Source organism: Streptomyces sp. AA1529 (assembly GCF_000280905.1).
Classification (GTDB): domain Bacteria; phylum Actinomycetota; class Actinomycetes; order Streptomycetales; family Streptomycetaceae; genus Streptomyces.
The window spans coordinates 1-17975 of record NZ_ALAP01000068.1 but is presented as its reverse complement, the minus strand read 5'-3'; the positions used below and the strand labels follow the sequence as shown (position 1 = coordinate 17975).

Here is a 17975-nt window from a genome sequence, read left to right as displayed (position 1 = left end):
GGCACGGGCGCAGGACGCGGAGGGCCGGAGCCCGGCCCGCGTGGTGCGGGCCGACTCCGGTCTCTTCCCCCGCGACGCCGTCGCTCCCGACCTCATCCGAGGGGGTTCGTCCCACCGTGGTGATCAGCAAGAAGCGCAGCGATTCCGGCCGACGCACGTATGTCATCGACACGAGCGTCCTGCTGGCGGATCCGGCAGCCATGGACCGGTTCGACGAGCACGAGATCGTGCTCCCCGTGGTCGTCGTCACCGAGTTGGAGGCCAAGCGCAACCACCCAGAGCTGGGCTACTTCGCCCGGCAGGCCCTCCGCAGGCTCGACGAGTACCGCATCCGCCACGGCCGGCTCGACGCGCCGATCCCGATCGGCGACACGGGTGGCACGCTCCGGGTCGAGCTGAACCACTCGGATCCGGCGGTGCTGCCGGCCGCGTTCCTCAATCCGCACGGCCGGCTGGAGGACAACGACGGGCGGATTCTCGCCGTGGCCCGCAATCTGCAGGCGGAGGGGTACGACGTCACGGTCGTCTCCAAGGATCTGCCGCTGCGGATCAAGGCGTCGTCCGTGGGGCTGCTGGCCGAGGAGTACCGGGCCGAGCTGGCCGTCACCGATTCCGGCTGGACGGGGATGGCCGAACTCACCCTCCCGGGCGAGGACGTGGACGAACTCTTCGCCGAGGAGAGCACGGCCCTGCCGCACGACGCCCCGGAACTGCCCGTGCACACCGGACTGGTGCTGCAGTCGGAGAAGGGGAAGGCGCTCGGCCGGGTGACGGCGGACGGCCGGATCCGGCTGGTGCGCGGCGATCGTGAGGCGTTCGGCATCAAGGGCCGCAGTGCCGAGCAGCGGATCGCGCTGGATCTGCTGCTCGACCCGGAGGTCGGCATCATGTCGATGGGCGGGCGCGCGGGCACCGGCAAGAGCGCGCTGGCGCTCTGCGCCGGACTGGAGGCGGTGCTGGAGCGCAGGCAGCACAGCAAGGTGATGGTCTTCCGGCCGCTGTACGCGGTCGGCGGGCAGGACCTGGGCTATCTGCCGGGCTCCGAGGCGGAGAAGATGAACCCCTGGGCGCAGGCCGTCTTCGACACGCTCTCGGCGGTCACCAGCCGGGAGGTCATCGAGGAGGTGGTGGGCCGCGGCATGCTGGAGGTGCTGCCGCTCACCCACATCAGGGGCCGTTCGCTGCACGACGCGTTCGTCATCGTCGACGAGGCCCAGTCGCTGGAGCGCAATGTGCTGCTGACGGTGCTCTCCCGGATCGGTACCGACTCGCGGGTGGTCCTCACCCACGACGTGGCGCAGCGGGACAATCTGCGGGTGGGGCGGTACGACGGAGTCGTCGCCGTGGTCGAGCGGTTGAAGGGTCATCCGCTCTTCTCACACATCACCCTGACGCGTTCGGAGCGCTCCCCGATTGCCGCACTGGTGACCGAAATGCTGGAAGAGGGTCGCGTCTGACCTGCACTGATCTCGGCGGTCGGCCGGACGGAGTCCACTGACCGCGCCGTGGGAACCGGGCCCCGTGCGCAAGGACGCAAGACCTTAGCCGCACGGGGCCTGCTCGCGCTTCCGTTTCCGGGATTCCTGTCCCCCAAACGCCGTGTGAGCTTTCCCACTCGGCATGGAATTGCTTCGGCGCGTCCCGTTCCGGCAGGGTGTGGTTTCTGTCAGGCCCCGCATACGGCACATCCGCACCACCAACGGTGCGACACCGCAACGCAGTACAGAACTGAACAGCAGTCGCCGTATGCCGCCCGAAGCACCACGCGGGCTCTCCCGTCGGGGGAGACCCACCGGGCCCGTGTCTCCCGTGGCCAGCACGAGGGAGGCCAGTGTCAGGGGCACGATTGCGTCCGCGAGGTCACCCCAGCGGGCATGTTGGAAGGAAACCGTGTGACTGCTCGGATTTCGGTCCGGGGATTCGCCGTGGCGTCCGCCACCGCGGTCACCACCGTCGGCGCCGTCGTCGGGGTTGCCGCAGGCGCCGACCAGGGCTCGGCGCCCGGTGATGCCGAGGCCACCGCCGCCCAGGCGACGCTCCTGGAGGACATACCAGCCGGGTCGCAGGCCCGGGCGCAGAGTGCCTCCCTGACCCAGCAGGTCGACGCCGCCTCGTCCGCGGCCGATGCCGAGGCGCGGAAGTCCGCCGAGGAGGCCGCTCGCAAGCAGGCCGCCGAGGACGCCGCCGCCAAGAAGGCGAAGGCCGAGAAGGAAGCGGCAGCGGAGAAGGCCGCCAAGAAGGCCGAGGAGCGCGACGAGGTCAAGTCGGCCGCGAGCCGGTCCAACGAGCGCGCGAACTTCGCCCAGAAGTCGTCGTACTCCACCGCAGAGGTGCAGTCGATGGCCAAGCAGATCGTCGGCGGCGGCCAGTACCAGTGCTTCTCGTCGATCGTCTCCCGCGAGTCCGGCTGGAACTACCGCGCGACCAACGCCTCCTCGGGTGCCTACGGACTCGTCCAGGCGCTGCCGGGCTCCAAGATGGCCTCGGCGGGTGCCGACTGGCGGACGAACCCCGCCACCCAGATCAAGTGGGGCCTGAACTACATGAACGACCGGTACGGAAGCCCCTGTGGTGCGTGGGACTTCTGGCAGGCCAACCACTACTACTGAGCCGAACCGGTCCAGCGCAGCTCACCGGGCCCCTGGAGGTCCGGAACGGGATGCCCCTCGCGGCGATCTGTGAAGATCGACCCGGGGGGCATCCCCTTTTTCGCGGGTCGGCCCGGACGGGGCCGGGACCAGGCGCCGGCACCGCGAGGCCCCGTGGCGGGCCGTCGGCCGGGGGATCTGGTTCCCGAAGCAACCATCGGCACGGGTAACGTCGTCCCTCACACGGCGAAGCCACTGGCCCCGGGGGCGGAGGAAGCGGAATGACCAGCAGGATGGACAGGCTCAGGGTGGCCGTGGGCCGCTGGGCCGCGAAGGCCGCCGAGCGGCGTGCCGAAGCGGAGCGCGGCTCGGGTGCCGCGCACCGGTCCGGCGGCGTCGACCCGGCGCTCTCCAACACCGAGGCGGGCCGGGCCCAGGCCGAGGCGGAGGCCGGCGACGCGGGGAACGAGAGCGCCTATGTGCCGCCGCCCCCGCAGTACGCGCCCGCCATAGCGGCCAAGCCGGAGCCGGCCGCCGCCGTGCCGTGGGGGGTGCGGGTCGCCGCCGAGGCGGGCTGGCGGCTGCTGGTGCTGGCCGGGGTCATCTGGGTGCTGATGAAGGTCGTCAGCACGATAAGCCTGGTGATCATCGCCTTCTCCGCCGGCCTGCTGATCACCGCACTGCTGCAGCCCACCGTCGCCCGGCTGCGGCGGATCGGGCTGGGCCGCGGGCTGGCCACCGCCATCACCTTCATCGGCGGCTTCGTCGTCATGGGCCTGGTCGGCTGGTTCGTGGTGTGGCAGGTGATGGAGAACCTGGACACCCTCACCGACAAGGTGCAGGACGGTATCCAGGAGCTGAAGAACTGGGCGCTGAACGGCCCGTTCCATGTCTCCGAGGACCAGATCAACGAGATCGCGCAGAACCTCAGCGACTGGATCGGCGACAACAGCAAGGAGCTGACCTCCGCGGGCATCGAGGGCGTCACCGTCATCCTGGAGTTCCTCTCCGGTGCCCTGCTGGCGATGTTCGTGACCCTCTTCCTGCTCTACGACGGCCGCCGTATCTGGGAGTGGTCGCTCAAGTTCGTCCCCGCGGCCGCCCGCGAGGGGGTGGCGGGAGCCGGTCCGCGTGCCTGGGCCACGCTCACCGGCTACGTCCGCGGGACGGTGATAGTCGCGCTGATCGACGCGATCTTCATCGGGATCGGGCTGTATCTGCTCAACGTCCCGATGGCGGTGCCGCTCGCCGTCTTCATCTTCCTCTTCGCCTTCATCCCGATCATCGGTGCGGTGGTCTCCGGTGCGCTCGCCGTGGTCGTCGCGCTGGTGACCGACGGCATCGTCACGGCGCTGCTGGCGCTGGCCGTCGTGCTGGCCGTGCAGCAGATCGAGAGCCACATCCTCCAGCCCTTCATCCTCGGCCGGCTGGTGCGCGTCCACCCGCTGGCGGTGGTCCTCGGGGTGACCGGCGGCAGCCTGATCGCCGGTATCCCCGGTGCGGTCGTGGCGGTTCCGCTGGTCGCGGTCACCAACACCGTCGTCGGCTACCTCAAGGGCTACGCGCAGGAGCAGACCCTCGGCCGGCTGCGCGAGGCCGCCCCGCAACCCGCGCAGGCCGCCGGGGGCGGGTCCACCGCTCCCGGCCCGGAGCAGCCGCCGCCGTCCGGGAACGGCGGCACCCAGGAGTGACGAGCAGCGTCCGGCCCGCGGCCGCGGGTGCTCATCGGCGGCCGGCGGCGCCGTGCGCCCGTGGCGCCCGGGGAGCCCTGGCACTCGTGGCCGGGGTGCCGGGTCAGTAGGGGGCTTCCCGCTGGTCCATGAACCGGCGCAGTTGCGCGGTGTCCTGCTCCGTCCAGCCCGCGGCGGGTGCGACCGCCGCCCAGCCCTCCACCGAGCCGTTGCCGTAGCGGTGGCCGTGCGGGGCGCCGACGCCGTAGGAGACGGCCATGTCCACCGTCGTCTGCCAGAAGGTGACCAGCGGGAACCAGGTGACCTCGTCGGTGATGTCCGGGCCCAGCGGGGCCCGCAGCCACCGGGGCGGTTCGAGCGCGAGATCGGGTGACCACCACACGATCGCGTCCGAGGCGTTCTGCAGATAGACGACGCGCGGGCCCTGCCACTCCGACTCCGGGCCCGGCCGTGCGAGGTCCTTGCGTGGCCACTGCGCGAAGCGGAAGTGCCGCCCCTGCTCGTACTCGGGCCGCCAGATCGGGGTGCCCGGGTCGCGGTGCGCGGTCAGTTCCCGGCGGATGGGGGAGAAGTTGGGGGTCCCGGCCAGCAGCGCCCCGTCCACCTTGGACAGCATGTCGTCGGGGCCGTCGAACGAGGCCTCGATGCCGTAGGCGCCGAGGGACTCGCCGAAGACGACGAGTCTCGGGCGCTCCTGGGCCGGTATCCGCAGCCAGCGGGCGCGGACCGCCTCGACCAGGGCCCGGGTGGCCCGTCCCGCCTGCTCCTTGTCCACCAGGAACGACGCCCAGCTCGGCAGGTAGGAGTACTGCACGGCGACGATCGCGGTGTTCCCGCCGTGCATGTACTCCAGCGGTTCGGCGTCCGTGGAGTTGACCCAGCCCCGGCCGGTGGTGCCGGCGATGGCCAGCACCTCCCGGTCGAAGGCGCCGGTGCGCTCAAGCTCCCGTACCGCCAGCTCCGCGCGGGACTCGAAGGTCGGTGCCGACTCCTGGCCGATGTAGACCCGGATCGGCTGCACGGCGGGTTTGCCGGTGACGGTGCTGATCCGGTGCGGCGAGAGCGAGGAGCCGGTGAAGTTGCGCCCCTCGTAGCCCAGCTCGTCCCAGCGCACCAGGGAACCGGGGCTGCCGGAGACCTGCGGTGCGGCCGGCTGCACGATGCCGTCCTTCGTGCTCCTGTCGGTCTTCTCGGCCAGCCGCGCCGCGACGTCGATGATGCCCCGGTCGAAGACGACGTCGCGGGTCCCGAAGACCACGACGGTGGCGCTGACCAGCAGTCCCACGCCGATGGCCAGCGGGCGCGGCACGAACCGGCCCAGCAGCCGGATCAGGACGCGGGTGCCCAGCCGCACGGCCCGGCCGAGCGCCACCAGGGTGCCGCAGATCGCCATGGCCAGCAGGGCGATCATCAGGGAGTGCCAGGTCAGGGTCGCGGGCATCTCCTGGAGCCGGCGCAGCTCCCGCTGTGCGTCGGCGCTCAGGGAGAGCGCCGCGACGGTGAGGCCGGTGCTGAGCAGGTAGTAGCCGAGCCAGGCCCGGGCCCGCCAGTGCGGCCCCGGTTGCCCCGGCAGCAGGCGGTGCAGCCGGCTGCGGTGGCGGCGGTACAGCGGCCCCAGCGCGAGCCGCAGCAGCCACTCCAGCAGTCCGCCGATCGCGTAGCCGATGGCGGCCGTGATCCCGCCGATCACCCCCTGCAGCGGCCAGGGCCGGGGTACCAGCGAGGGGGTCAGCGACAGCCAGAAGAAGAGTGTCGCGCAGCACAGCGCGGTCAGCCCGGGCCAGCGCCGCAGGACGTAGGCGGGGTCGGCGGGTTCCCAGTAGGGATGCCGGAGGAAGGCGAGTGCCGGGCCGCGCAGGGTGCGCAGCAGGAGCGCGCCCCGCTGCCGCGGGGGGTCCGCTTCCGGGAGCCGGCCGCCGTCTGCGGACCCCGTGGACTCGTCGTCGGACGGCCGGAGTCCGCGCGGCGGCCCGACGCGGGGCCGTGGCAGGCGCACGGTGCGGGGCGGCGGGATGCGGCCGGGCCGCCGGGTGCTGCCGCGGTGCGGCGCCGACGGCTCGGCGGTTCCGGCGCGGGAGGCGGGTTCGTCGGCGGTGTCGGACGGGATGCCGGACGAGGTGCCGGACGAGGTGCCGGACGGAGGGTCGGACGCGGTGGGCGGGTCGGCCGGGTTCCGGTCCGCGTGCGGTGGTTCCGCGATCCGGTCGTCCGCTGCCTGTCCCATCGCCTGCTTCCCGCTCGCTGTCCGCCCACGGTCCCGACCCCGGATTCGGGGTCCCGTTGCGCTGACGCAACGGGCGGGCGCCGGGTTGCTCGGGCGGGCGTGGCCCGCGTCCGGGTGGGTCCGAAGGAGGGTCCGGGAGGGTTCGGCGGAGGCAGCGGGGAGATCCCGGGTGGCGCGGCGCGGGGTGCCGCGCGCGCGTGTATACACGAGGTGTATACACGTGGTGTAGAGTTCTGCCATGTCCATCGGTCACACGCTGCTCGGCTTGCTGGAAACCGGACCCCGCCACGGATACGACCTCAAGCGGGCCTTCGACGAGAGGTTCGGGCAGGACAAGCCCCTGCACTACGGGCAGGTCTACTCGACCATGTCGCGGCTGCTGAAGAACGGGCTGGTGGAGGTCGAGGGCCGGGAGCCCGGCGAGGGCCCCGAGCGCAAGCGCTACGCGATCACTGACGCCGGGGTCACCGATGTGCAGGAGTGGCTGGCCACGCCGGAGAAGCCGGAGCCCTATCTGCACAGCACGCTCTACACCAAGCTCGTGCTCGCGCTGCTGACGGGCCGGGACGGCGCCGCGCTGCTGGACACCCAGCGCGCCGAACATCTGCGGCTGATGCGCGAACTGACCCGCCGCAAGACCGGTGGAGATCTCGCCGACCAGCTGATCTGCGACCACGCGCTCTTCCATCTGGAGGCCGATCTGCGCTGGCTGGAGACGGCCGCCGCCCGGCTCGACGCCCTGCGTTCGCAGGTGTGCGACTGACCCGCAGCCGGTGCCCGGGCCCGCTCGGCCGCCGACCCGGGCTGGCGGCCCGGGCTCCCAGGCGTTAATGTGTTATCACTTTGATAGGGGTGCCGCGGTGGATGGCGCGCACCCGCCCGCACGATCGAACGGGGGAGCACGATGACCAGTGACCAGCCGGCCGACGCACCGGAGATGCCCGCACCCGAGGTGAAGGAGACGGCGGCGGCCAGCCTGTCCGGCGGCCTCGCGCTGCTGCTCGGCCTGGTCGGCTTCCTGCTCGGAGTCGGCGCACTCGTCGTCGGAAGCGGCCTCGCCGCCGGGGGCAGTGCCGCGGGCGGCGGGGTGCTGATCGTGCTCGGCGTGGTGCTGACGATCGGCTCGGTCTTCGGCATGGCGGGGCTGAACATGGTGGCGCCCGGCGAGGCGCGCGTCGTCCAGCTCTTCGGCCGCTACACCGGCACCGTCCGCGCCGACGGACTGCGCTGGGTCAACCCGCTGACCACCCGCACCAAGATCTCCACCCGGGTCCGCAACCACGAGACGGCGGTCCTCAAGGTCAACGACGCCTACGGCAACCCGATCGAACTCGCCGCGGTCGTCGTCTGGCAGGTCCGGGACACCGCGCAGGCCACCTTCTCGGTGGACGACTACGCGGAGTTCGTCTCCACCCAGACCGAGGCGGCCGTCCGCCACATCGCCATCGAGTACCCGTACGACGCGCTGGAGGAGGGCGGACTGTCCCTGCGCGGCAACGCCGAGGAGATCACGGAGAAGCTGGCAGCTGAGCTGACCGCCCGGGTGCGGGCGGCCGGGGTGTCCGTCGTCGAGTCCCGCTTCACCCACCTCGCCTACGCGCCCGAGATCGCCTCCGCCATGCTCCAGCGGCAGCAGGCGGGCGCCGTCGTCGCGGCCCGCAAGCAGATCGTGGAGGGCGCCTGCGGCATGGTCGAGGACGCGCTCGCCCGCATCACGGCGCAGGACTTCGTCGAACTGGACGAGGAGCGCCGGGCCAGCATGGTCAGCAACCTGCTGGTGGTGCTGTGCGGCGACCGCTCCCCGCAGCCGGTGCTGAACGCGGGCTCGCTCTACCAGTGACAGCCGACGGCGAGGGCCCCGGGGACGGGGCCCCCGAGGCGGACCCGGGCACCGGTCCGGAGTCCGAGCGGGCGGCCGCCGAGCAGCCGCCCGCGCCGGAAGGAACCAGGGGCAGGTCCGGGCCGCAGCGGCGCAAGCAGGTGCTGCTGCGGCTGGACCCCGCGATGCACGACGCGCTCGCCCGCTGGGCGGCCGACGAACTGCGCTCCACCAATGCGCAGATCGACTATCTGCTGCGCCGTGCCCTCAAGGAGGCGGGCCGCCTGCCCAAGGAGGCCCGCCCCCATCCGCGCCGAGGCCGCCCGCCCGACCCGGGCTGAGCCGAGGCACGCCCGGCTGCGCCGGAAGCCCGCCGCGAGCAGCACTCGGCGCGTCGGGCGCTCCCGCCCGTCACCGTCGGCCGGACCCGCGGTGCGGCCGCGACCCGGGCTCAGCGCGGGTTGCCCGCGCGCAGCCACGCGAGATAGTCCGCGGCGGCCCGTTCGGTGTCGTACTCGGGCGTGTAGCCGGTGTCCCCCCGAAGCCGGCCGATGTCGAGAACCATGTGCCGCGTGTCGCCGCCGGTGGGCAGGTCGAGGCGGGCGTCGGGGACGACCCTCCTGAGCGCATCGGCCACCTGCGCATTGGTCGTGGCCCGGCCCGATCCGACGTTGTACGTGCGGTGGTCGAGCCGGTCCGCGGTCTGGAGCAGGGCGATCGCCCGGCCGGTGTCCTTCACATAGGTGAGGTCGAGCCCGTTCTCGGCGAAGACGGGACCCAGTTGGTGGGAGAGGTCCGGCGCTGTGCCGCGCGCCGCGGCGTGCACCAGGGCCGGCGCGGCGAAGAACGGATCGGCGTGGCCGAGCGGGCCCCAGGTGCCGGAGATGCGGTAGTCGACGACGTCGAGGCCGGTGGTCTCGGCGAAGTGTCCGCCCAGCAGTTCGCCGATCTTCTTGAACGTCGGGATCGGGACGGCGCCCGCGCTCATCGGCAGCGGCGCGTCCTCGTGCAGCGGCCCGTCGGTGTCGAGGCCGGAGTAGACGCCGATCGTGCCGGCTATGCCCAGCCGCCGCACCTGCCACTCGTGCGCCGCGTGGAAGACGTTCAGCAGCCCGCCGAGCGCGGTGCGGGCCGCTGCGACGGGCGCTCCGGGGACGGGCGGCCAGGGGTAGGACCCGGCCAGATGCACGATGCCGGTGATGCGGTGGCGGCGGCCGACGGCGAGCAGGGCGTCGAGATCGGTGACGTCCGCCTGCTCGACCGTCACCTGTGCCGCGTCGAGTACGGGCGGGAGCGCGCGGGCACCGCGCCGGACCACGACGCAGCCCTCGCCCCGGTCGAGCAGTGCGCGCACGGTGTGCGACCCGATGAAGCCGAGGCCGCCGGTGACGAGAATCATCGTGTGTCCCTTCTGGGGTGATGCGGACGGTTCGGGGCTTTCACTTGCTCCGCAGCGTCCCGAGTGGCTCGGCGGCCCCTTCGAGCGCGGCGGCGGCCGTCTTCCACTCCGCGGCACCGGCGCCGCCGGGGGAGAGGGCGTCGCGCAGGAAGGCCGTGCTGAGCTGCTGGATCAGGGCGACGCGGGCAGGGCTCTCGTCGGTCGTCTCGGCGACCTCGTGTCCGGGGATCCCGCCGAGCGAGTGCTCCGCGCCGAACAGTGTGAGCAGGTGCTTGGGCCCCGGGCTGTAGGTGTAGGGGTCGGTGAACCAGTCCGGACCGCGCGTGGACAGCTGGGACTGGTCCCGGTCCCCTGCGACGATCAGGGCCGGTGCGGTCATGGTGTCGAAGGACGGCCGCATGAAGGGCAGGTGCTCGACGGCGAAGGGGGTCAGGTCGTCGCCCAGGCCGGTCAGGGCGAGCAGCACCCCCGCCGTGACCCGGGGGTCGGACAGGTCCTCGCCGGGCACGTCGTCCGCGTCGAGGACGCGCGCGCCCAGCAGTGTGCTGACCGTCTGGGCTCCCCAGGAGTGGCCCGCCACGGCGATCCGTCCGCGGTCCAGGCGTCCGGCGAGGCCCGGCACGGCGGCTGCCACGACGTCGAGCGCGTCCAGCACCCGGGTGATGTCCTCGATGCGCAGCCGCCAGATCCGCGGCGTACGGGGGTCCTCGGCGGGGATGCCGAGCGTCCGGGAGTCCAGATGGGTGGGCTGGACGACCACGAAGCCCTGGGCGGCCCAGTGGTCCGCCAGCGGCGCGTAGCCGTCCATCGACCAGCCGAAGCCGTGCGAGAAGACGACGACGGGCAGGTCGGTGCCGGTCGCGGGGGCGGACACGCGGACCTGGAGGTCCACGCCCCGCCCGCCGTGCGCTGCCAGGACCACCGGCTTGGCGGAGACCACCGTCGTCGGCGCGGTCCTGTTCGTCGGGTCGTTCGTGTTCCTGGGGTCGGTCGGGGTGAGCGGGTCGGACATGGAGGTGCCTTCCGTGCAGGGGGGCATCGCTCGGGGCCGGCGGGATCGGCGACGTGGCGTCGCGGTCCGGGCCGGTGGGGGAGCGGGGGCGGTTCGCGGCTGCGGCCGTGCCGGTCCGGGCGTCGGCGGTCGCGCACGCCTGTTCCCGGGGCTTCCGGGAACAGGAATGAACGCGAAGGCGGCCTGGCCGGCGGCTGCCGGGTGCTGCGATGATGAGTGAAACGGAACCTTGTTCCGCAAAAGACGATACGGAACGCTGTTCCGTTTTGCAAGTGTGGAAGGAGCGTGCGGTGAGCGACGCCAGTCAGGGACCGGCCGACGGGGCCGGACCCAAGCGCAAGGACGTGCGGCGCAACCAGCGGGCCCTGCTGGACGCGGCCGCGGCGGTCTTCGTCGCCTCGGGCGTGGACGCACCGGTCCGCGACATCGCCGCCGAGGCCGGAGTCGGGGTGGGCACCGTCTACCGCCACTTCCCCACCCGCGCGGACCTCGTCATCGCCGTCTACCGGCACCAGGTCGACGCCTGCGCCGAGGCCGGACCGGCGCTGCTGGCCGACAGCCCGACACCCCGTACGGCGCTGGAGCGCTGGGTCGGCCTCTTCGTCGACTTCCTGGTCACCAAACACGGCCTGGCCGCCGCGATGCAGGGGGACAGCGCCGGGTTCGAGACGCTGCACGGCTACTTCCTCGAACGCCTGCTGCCGGTGTGCACCGAACTCCTCGACGCCGCCGCCGCGTCCGGCGAGATCCGCTCCGACCTCGACGCGTACCACCTGATGCGCGGCATCGGGAACCTCTGCATCGGCGCCGAGAGCGACCCCCGCTACGACGCCCGCCGACTGGTCGAGATCCTCGTCGCCGGGCTGCGCCGGCCGTCCTGACCGCGGTGCGTCGATGGCAGCCGGGAGGCAGGGGCTCCGGTCGGCCCGCCCCCGGGTGCTACGGCAGCGCGAGCCGTACCGGCAGCGACCGCAGGGCCGCGCGCAGGGCGTCGCCGAACGCGCGGAACTCCTCCTCGCGGGCGGCGCCCTCCCGCATCGCCAGCGCGATCCGCCGGGCCGGCGCGGGGTCGGCGAAGTGCGCCGTGGCCAGGGACTGGTTCCGTCCGGCCTCCACCCGCACCGCCGTGTGCGGCAGCAGCGTCACGCCCATGCCGCCCGCCACCAGCTGCACCAGCGTGGAGAGCCCCGCCGCGCTGGTGGTCACACTCGCCCCCTCCGTGCGGCCCGCCTCGCGGCAGATGTCGAGAGCCTGGTCCCGCAGGCAGTGGCCCTCGTCGAGCAGCAGCAGGTCCAGTTCGCGCAGCATCGAGCGCGGCAGATCGGTCCGCCCCGCCACCGGGTGCCCGTCCGGGGTGACCAGTACGAAGTCCTCGTCGAACAGCGGTATCTCGCGCACCCACGGTGCCCCGAGCGGCACCGCGCACAGCAACAGGTCCAGCCGCCCCTGACCGAGCCCCTCCAGCAGCGAGGCGGTCTGCTCCTCGTGGACCTGGAGGTCCAGATCCGGATAGCGCCGGTGCACCAGCCCCAGCACCGTGGGCAGCAGGTAAGGAGCCACCGTCGGGATCACCCCCAGCCGCAGCACCCCGGTGAAGGGCGCCTGCGCGGCCTCGGCCTCCTCCATCAGCTCCCCCACGGCGTGCAGCACCGAGCGGGTCCGGGCGGCCATCCGCTCACCCGCGGGCGAGAGCAGCACCTTCCGGGTGGTCCGCTCCAGCAGCTGCACCCCGAGCGTCTCCTCCAGCGCCGCGACCGCCCCGGACAGTGCCGGCTGGCTCATCCCGAGCGCGGCGGCCGCCTCCCGGAAATGCAGATGCTCCGCGACGGCGGCGAAGGCCCGAAGCTGCGCCAGGCTGGGCTGGCGGGCGCGCGCCGCGCGCGTGGCCGCCGCCGGGCTCCGGCTCGGCTTCGGGGCCGTGGTCCGGGCCGGGGTGCGGGGTTGCTGTGCGGGGGCGGTGGGGCCGGTCACTGATAACTCACTCCAATCAACCGGATCAACTGTATCCACTCCCGCAATCAATTCCGCACCCTGGTCCTCCGGACCGGATTCCGGCCCGGAGTCCGCTTCCCGCGGGGTGGTGTCAGAAGGGGCTCACATCCGTCCCGGACACAGCCCCAGAACGAAGCCGCACGCCCCACTCACGGTCACGATCATGATCGGTCCGGCGTACGCCATCAGGATCCGAAGAATGCGCTTCAATTTCAGTCACCTTCTATCATTCGGCCACATCCGGGTGTGCGTACTCGAAATGGGAGCGCCACTGCCGCATCGCCCAGAACAGCAGTTCGTCCCGTCGGGAGCAGTCCGGCATGCGCGCATATCCCGCGTAGGTGGACGAGGCGTTCTCGCACCACATGCATCCGTTGACGAGTGGAGGGGGAGAAAACGCCTCTCCCGGAACGTCGCCCACGTCGAACACCACTACGAAGCGCCGGAGGCGTAGATGAGCGCCTCACAGCCCGTGCAGTAGGTGCCGTCCCCGCGCCGGTCCAGCCGGGGGTGAGTGCAGACGGCCTCCACGGCCTCCACCGGGAAGCCGCGCTCGGCACCGCCGGCCAACGGGCGTACGAACGCCGTCCGCTCGAATCTCCGCCGATACGGGCCGTCCGCGGAGTCCGGCACGTCCTCCACGGCCATGAGTTTCATCAACCGGTCGTCCTCCACGCCGAGGACCCGGACGGTGATCCCGACTTGTAGCTCCATCACCTGCGCCCTTTCTTCGGACTCTGTGGTGAGGACAACACAACTCGCGTTAATGTGACACGACTTGCCCCACGCAGGGCAAGACGATGGTGTGGGTTTCACGGGCGTTACGCCGCGCAAAGGGGCTGATCAGACGTGGGGCAGCGGAATCGTCGCGCGGAGGACTTGCCTGCCGCCATCGCCACTCAGGGATTCGGCGCAGACGTGAAGAGAGTCCGGCTCGCGCGCAGACTGACGCAGAAACAACTGGGCAACGCCACTGGCTACAGCGAGGGCTATGTGAGCAGAGTGGAGGCCGGTAAGAAGTCACCTTCGGAGAAATTCGCCGCCGGATGCGATCTCGCGTTCGGTACAGGTGATCTCTTCTCCGAACAGCTTCGCCGCATCCTGTACGGCGAGCGCGTGCCCGAGTGGTTCGCGCCGTACGTGGAACTGGAGGCGAAGGCCGACAGGATCCTGGACTACAGCCCCGTCTTCCCGATGGGCATCCTCCAGACCGAGGCGTACGCCCGAGCCGTCTTCCGCGCCGGACCACTGGCGGCGAAGGGCGAGGACACCACTCCGTCCCTGGCGGCCAGGCTGGACCGCAAGGCGCTCCTCGATCGTCCGACGCCTCCGCTGCTGTGGGTGGTCCTCACCGAGAGCTGTCTCCGGACGCGGGTGGGAGGGCCGGCTCTCATGCAGGAGCAGCTCGGGTACCTGGCACGGTTGGCGCAGCACCCTCGCGTCACACTCCAAGTGCTTCCCTACAGGGCAGGCGCGTATCCGTGCACCACACCGTTCACACTCCTCCGCAGCGGCGGTTGGTGCGCCTACTCAGAGTTCCCGGTCGGTGGCCGGTCGTACGATGCTCAGGACTTCGTAACGGAGTGCATGGATCTGTTCGACCTCATCCGGGCACGTGCGTTGGGGCCGGACGAGTCGGTCTCATTCATCCAAGAGATCAGCGAGGACCATCGAAATGGCTGACATTCAGTGGGTCAAGAGCACCTACAGCAGCGGGAACGGCGGGCAGTGCGTCGAGTGGGCGCCGCAGCTCGCCACTGCCGGGAACGTCCCCGTCCGGGACAGCAAGGACACCAGCCGGGCGCCGTTGAGCTTCCCGACCGCCGCCTGGTCTGCGTTCGTCAGCGAGCTCAAGCACGCCGAGCGCTGACGCCGCACGCGTGGTGCGCGCCCCCGTCCGGCCGGGTCTCCGGCCGGACGGGGGCGCGCTGTCGGCGCGCTCCGCTGTGCGGCCGACGAGTCCTCCGGCCCGCACGGCTCCGCGTCTTCCGCCTCTCTTCCGCATGCCTGGGCCCGGGAGGTCCGGGCGGAACGTGCCTTCTGGTGTGGGCGCCACCGCTTCTTCGGCCGTGGCCGGATTTGGCCGTTGTATGCGCCCTTTTCCGAGCTGAGACTGCTGTTGTCCGAACGGTTGCGCGCTGGGGAAGGGCAGTCGGTGAAGCGTATTCACTTCACGCCGGAGGACCTTGCCCGGACCCGCGTGTCAACGACCATCGGAGTGGCGGCGGAGACGTTCGACAGCCTGAAGCTGTTGAAGGCCCGGACGTCCAGTCCGGCCTTCCGTGCGTGGCGCTCAGCCGTCAGCGGACGGCTGAGTGAACAGACCGGCCCGCTCAGCGCGTTGATGCCCGCGCGAGGGTCACTCGTCGACCTGGCGAGTCTGACCGGGGACACGACCTCCATCGACGAGGCGGTGGACAACCTCCTCACGGCCCCTCGCGCCCTCATGCGCCTTGAGCTGGAAGGCATCGACTTCGGTCGGGAACACCACTCCTGGGCCCAGCGGTTGATCAGCGGCGAGCACGAGGCCCGTCTGGACGTGGCGGCAGCACTCCGGGCATGTCACCGCCTGGCCGTGGCCCCCTACTGGAGCCGAGTGAGCTCCCGCCTGAGCAGGGCGCGCGCCTCGTATGCCGACACGATGGCCGACGGCGGTGTCGAACAGCTCCTCACCACTCTCTGCCCTCCGGCGATCCGCTGGCGATCTCCAGTGCTGCAAGTGGCTCACACTCACGATGCGGATATTCACCTGCAGGGGCGAGGACTTGTCATCGCACCGACAATGTTCTCGAAATGCGAGGTCGAACTGATGCAGGCACCGCTGGACCCGGACCGGCCACCTGTCCTGGCAGTTCCTGCGGTCAGTGGCGCTCCGCTCGACACCACGCTGTGGGAGTGTGCCGACGGGTCCGCCCCCCGGTCACTCGACGACCTGCTGGGACGCACGAGGGCTGCCGTACTGCGAGCGAGCGTCGGTGGCTGCGGAACCACCGAGCTGGCCGTCCGGCTGAACATCTCGCCGGCGACCGCCAGCCACCACACAACGGTGTTGCGCAACTCCCGTCTGATCACCACGCGGCGTGAGGGCCAAGCGGTCCGCCACACGATCACCTCACTGGGCCTCGCCGTGCTGGAGCAGAGGCACCCCGTCGACTGACGGAACTCCCAGAAATATCAGCACAGGGCAGAGGCTCCTTTGCGTTCCGCGCCGAGAACCTTTCGAGGGGGATCGAAAAGCTTCTGCCTCGCATGCGCTTCAGGAAGCATCGTGCAGACGAGAGGCACCTCCCCCGGGCGGTGCCTTGCTGGTCACGTATTTCGACAAGGAGTTCTCATGCGACTTCGTCGTTCTCTGACGGCCGCGGCACTCGGAACCGTACTCGGACTCGGCGCACTGACCGTACCGGCCCACGCGGCCCAGCCGGCCGGTGACTGGTCTCCTGCTTCGGCGTCGGCCGCTCAGCCGGGGAAGGCCCGGGCCGACGACCCCTCCTACCCGTGGGCCTTCGTGGGCTACTACTACTGGAATGAGGACTGCCTCAAGGCCGGTGAGCGGGGCCAGGAGCTCCGGAAGTGGTCGAGGTACCAGTGCATCGACGGCTCGTGGGTCCCCGGCGACGACTACGAACTGTGGGTCATCTGGAACTGAGGCGCGCCGGTTCGGCACCGGCCCTGAACGTATGGGCGGCGGTCGTCGGACGATGCGGGGGCCGGCCGGTCCTGGAGGCGTTCCGCACCTCCAGGACCGGTCCCGCGAGGGCCGCGCAAGAAGCGCGAGAACACGATGCCGATGCCGATGCCGATGCCGATGCCGATGCCGATGCCGATGCCGATGCCGACGCAGTTCGCGGCAGCGGCCCCGCCGGGCGTACTCGCGACGACCGCCCATGGGGGCAGCGGCGGAGTGTTCGAGCCAACTCCCGCCGGCCTCCAGGGCACTCGCTCGGTGCGCCGCCGTCGTGCGGGCGGCCGGCTCTCGGGGCAGCCGGACGCTGATAGGCAGAGGCGATCAACGGGCACGCACATGCCGATTTCCGCGATCAATGGCGGGTGTGGTTAGGTGGTTGCGACCAACCTCCAGGAATGCTCGCAATCCGGGCATCCTGGTCGCAAGCACAAGGAGTGTGTACGTGCTCACCGTCGGTGACAAGTTTCCTGAGTTCGAGCTGACTGCCTGCGTCTCCCTGGAGAAGGGCAAGGAGTTCGAGGACATCAACCACAAGACCTACGAGGGCAAGTGGAAGGTCGTCTTCGCTTGGCCGAAGGTTACTGTCACACCCTCATAGGGCAGGGTCCCTGCATGGACCTAGACGCGATCCTGAACAGCACCGTCACCGACCTCACAACTCCCGTTGTTGGCACCCCGGTTGGTCTCTACTTGCGGGTGTCCGAGGACAAGGCCCAGCGCGCGAACGCGGACGAGTGGCGCGAAGTTGGGGAGCAGGTCCGCGAACAGCTCACGGGTCTACTCCAGTTCGCCGGGACACTCGGTGAGCCTGTCACTGTCACCCGGGTCTACAACGACAACAACACGCCAGCTACGGACCCGTTCCTTATCCGCCAGGGGTTCGAGGCACAGCTAACCGACCTTGAGTCAGGCGTAATTCGAGGTGTGCTCTTCCTGCACGCCGACCGGTACGCGCGCATGGACTATGACGCGAGCCGCGTGAACCGAATATTCCTCATGCACCCCGACTACATCGGCCGTTCGCTTCTAGGGGGAACGGACCTAAGCACCGATGAAGGTCGAGCATGGTTCACGATGCAAGCGACCATGGGCGGCATGGAAGTCTCTGGACTTAAGCGCCGGACGACAACGACAAATGCATCACGCGCTCGGAAGGCCGACTACCAACACGGCGGACGTCGGCCCTTTGGCTGGAATGATGACCGTGAAACTCTCAACCCCGAGGAAGCTGCATCGCTACGCGAGGCCATTCTTTCCATTCCTGGGGGAGCGCTAGTTGGCGAAATCAGGCAAGCGTGGATTGCAAAAGGCTACGAGCCCAAACGCAACAAGGAATCCAAGTCCCGACACTCTCTAAGTCATTCCACGGTTGAGCAGCGAATCATCAATCCCCGCAACTGCGGATACAAGACTTACCTCTCGCAAGCAGACAGGCGTAAATCAGGACGACCGTGGATGCCCGATCACGTCGTCTACGAAGACGGAAGCCCCGTCGTCGGAAAATGGGAAACCGTGTGCACTCCAGAAGAGTGGGCCGCAGCGGTCGAGGCTATCGAAGAACG

19 protein-coding genes are annotated in these 17975 nt (G+C 70.7%); 13 read left to right on the top strand and 6 right to left on the bottom strand.

Translation table 11 applies throughout. The features are described 5' to 3' along the window. Window positions 1-116: 116 nt before the first annotated feature. The 3 genes from A949_RS0119125 (at window position 117) to A949_RS0119115 (ending at window position 4279) form a co-directional block, all read left to right on the top strand. On the top strand, window positions 117-1457 hold the full coding sequence (locus tag A949_RS0119125; RefSeq protein ID WP_019357633.1) for a PhoH family protein: 1341 nt from the start codon (window positions 117-119) through the stop codon (window positions 1455-1457). 417 nt (window positions 1458-1874) lie between these two features. Then, a complete protein-coding gene (locus A949_RS0119120) occupies window positions 1875-2609 on the top strand; it encodes a transglycosylase SLT domain-containing protein (RefSeq protein ID WP_175488543.1) in 735 nt (244 codons plus the stop codon). Window positions 2610-2869: 260 nt separating this feature from the next. Next, the gene (locus tag A949_RS0119115; protein ID WP_019357631.1) at window positions 2870-4279 is read left to right on the top strand and encodes an AI-2E family transporter; all 1410 of its coding nucleotides are present in this window, start codon (window positions 2870-2872) and stop codon (window positions 4277-4279) included. A 103-nt stretch (window positions 4280-4382) separates the two neighbouring features. Here the strand turns inward: A949_RS0119115 and A949_RS0119110 are convergent, their stop codons facing one another. Further along, window positions 4383-6503 (bottom strand): alpha/beta hydrolase, encoded by a 2121-nt coding sequence (locus A949_RS0119110; RefSeq protein WP_019357630.1) that lies wholly within the window; start codon window positions 6501-6503, stop codon window positions 4383-4385. A 238-nt stretch (window positions 6504-6741) separates the two neighbouring features. Here A949_RS0119110 and A949_RS0119105 point away from each other — a divergent pair, with 238 nt between their 5' ends. From A949_RS0119105 to A949_RS39770, 3 genes are all read left to right on the top strand, one after another. Then, a complete protein-coding gene (locus A949_RS0119105) occupies window positions 6742-7266 on the top strand; it encodes a PadR family transcriptional regulator (protein WP_019357629.1) in 525 nt (174 codons plus the stop codon). 141 nt (window positions 7267-7407) lie between these two features. Beyond that, window positions 7408-8343: an SPFH domain-containing protein gene (locus A949_RS0119100; RefSeq protein ID WP_019357628.1), complete on the top strand. Its 936-nt coding sequence runs from the start codon at window positions 7408-7410 to the stop codon at window positions 8341-8343. Then, a complete protein-coding gene (locus A949_RS39770) occupies window positions 8340-8663 on the top strand; it encodes a hypothetical protein (RefSeq protein ID WP_019357627.1) in 324 nt (107 codons plus the stop codon). The genes A949_RS0119100 and A949_RS39770 overlap by 4 nt, the downstream gene beginning before the upstream one ends. Before the next feature lie 110 nt (window positions 8664-8773). Here the strand turns inward: A949_RS39770 and A949_RS0119090 are convergent, their stop codons facing one another. Next, window positions 8774-9721: an NAD-dependent epimerase/dehydratase family protein gene (locus tag A949_RS0119090; protein ID WP_019357626.1), complete on the bottom strand. Its 948-nt coding sequence runs from the start codon at window positions 9719-9721 to the stop codon at window positions 8774-8776. 40 nt (window positions 9722-9761) lie between these two features. Continuing rightward, window positions 9762-10733, bottom strand: a complete 972-nt coding sequence (locus tag A949_RS0119085) for an alpha/beta hydrolase family protein (RefSeq protein ID WP_019357625.1) — start codon at window positions 10731-10733, stop codon at window positions 9762-9764. A gap of 290 nt (window positions 10734-11023) precedes the next feature. On the opposite strand from A949_RS0119085, the gene A949_RS0119080 reads away from it, so the two are divergent. After that, on the top strand, window positions 11024-11614 hold the full coding sequence (locus A949_RS0119080) for a TetR/AcrR family transcriptional regulator (RefSeq protein WP_019357624.1): 591 nt from the start codon (window positions 11024-11026) through the stop codon (window positions 11612-11614). Window positions 11615-11672: 58 nt separating this feature from the next. Here A949_RS0119080 and A949_RS0119075 read toward each other — a convergent pair whose 3' ends face one another. The 3 genes from A949_RS0119075 to A949_RS33895 form a co-directional block, all read right to left on the bottom strand. Further along, the gene (locus A949_RS0119075) at window positions 11673-12704 is read right to left on the bottom strand and encodes a hydrogen peroxide-inducible genes activator (protein ID WP_019357623.1); all 1032 of its coding nucleotides are present in this window, start codon (window positions 12702-12704) and stop codon (window positions 11673-11675) included. Window positions 12705-12951: 247 nt separating this feature from the next. Continuing rightward, window positions 12952-13092, bottom strand: a complete 141-nt coding sequence (locus A949_RS38185; RefSeq protein ID WP_019357622.1) for a hypothetical protein — start codon at window positions 13090-13092, stop codon at window positions 12952-12954. A gap of 65 nt (window positions 13093-13157) precedes the next feature. Next, on the bottom strand, window positions 13158-13439 hold the full coding sequence (locus A949_RS33895) for a hypothetical protein (protein WP_037785223.1): 282 nt from the start codon (window positions 13437-13439) through the stop codon (window positions 13158-13160). A 135-nt stretch (window positions 13440-13574) separates the two neighbouring features. Here A949_RS33895 and A949_RS0119060 point away from each other — a divergent pair, with 135 nt between their 5' ends. The 6 genes from A949_RS0119060 to A949_RS37715 all read left to right on the top strand — a co-directional run. Next, window positions 13575-14408, top strand: coding sequence for a helix-turn-helix domain-containing protein (locus A949_RS0119060; protein ID WP_019357620.1), 834 nt, complete (start codon window positions 13575-13577; stop codon window positions 14406-14408). After that, window positions 14401-14595 (top strand): DUF397 domain-containing protein, encoded by a 195-nt coding sequence (locus tag A949_RS0119055; RefSeq protein ID WP_019357619.1) that lies wholly within the window; start codon window positions 14401-14403, stop codon window positions 14593-14595. The genes A949_RS0119060 and A949_RS0119055 overlap by 8 nt, the downstream gene beginning before the upstream one ends. Before the next feature lie 285 nt (window positions 14596-14880). After that, on the top strand, window positions 14881-15882 hold the full coding sequence (locus A949_RS0119050) for an ArsR/SmtB family transcription factor (protein WP_019357618.1): 1002 nt from the start codon (window positions 14881-14883) through the stop codon (window positions 15880-15882). 177 nt (window positions 15883-16059) lie between these two features. After that, window positions 16060-16374 carry a hypothetical protein gene (locus tag A949_RS37725; RefSeq protein WP_019357617.1) on the top strand — a complete coding sequence of 105 codons (315 nt, stop codon included), beginning with the start codon at window positions 16060-16062 and terminating at the stop codon, window positions 16372-16374. Window positions 16375-16855: 481 nt separating this feature from the next. Continuing rightward, a complete protein-coding gene (locus A949_RS38180; protein ID WP_337463428.1) occupies window positions 16856-17011 on the top strand; it encodes a redoxin domain-containing protein in 156 nt (51 codons plus the stop codon). Between the two features lie 14 nt (window positions 17012-17025). Then, on the top strand, window positions 17026-17975 hold a 950-nt coding region (locus A949_RS37715; protein ID WP_158687607.1), incomplete at its 3' end, for a recombinase family protein.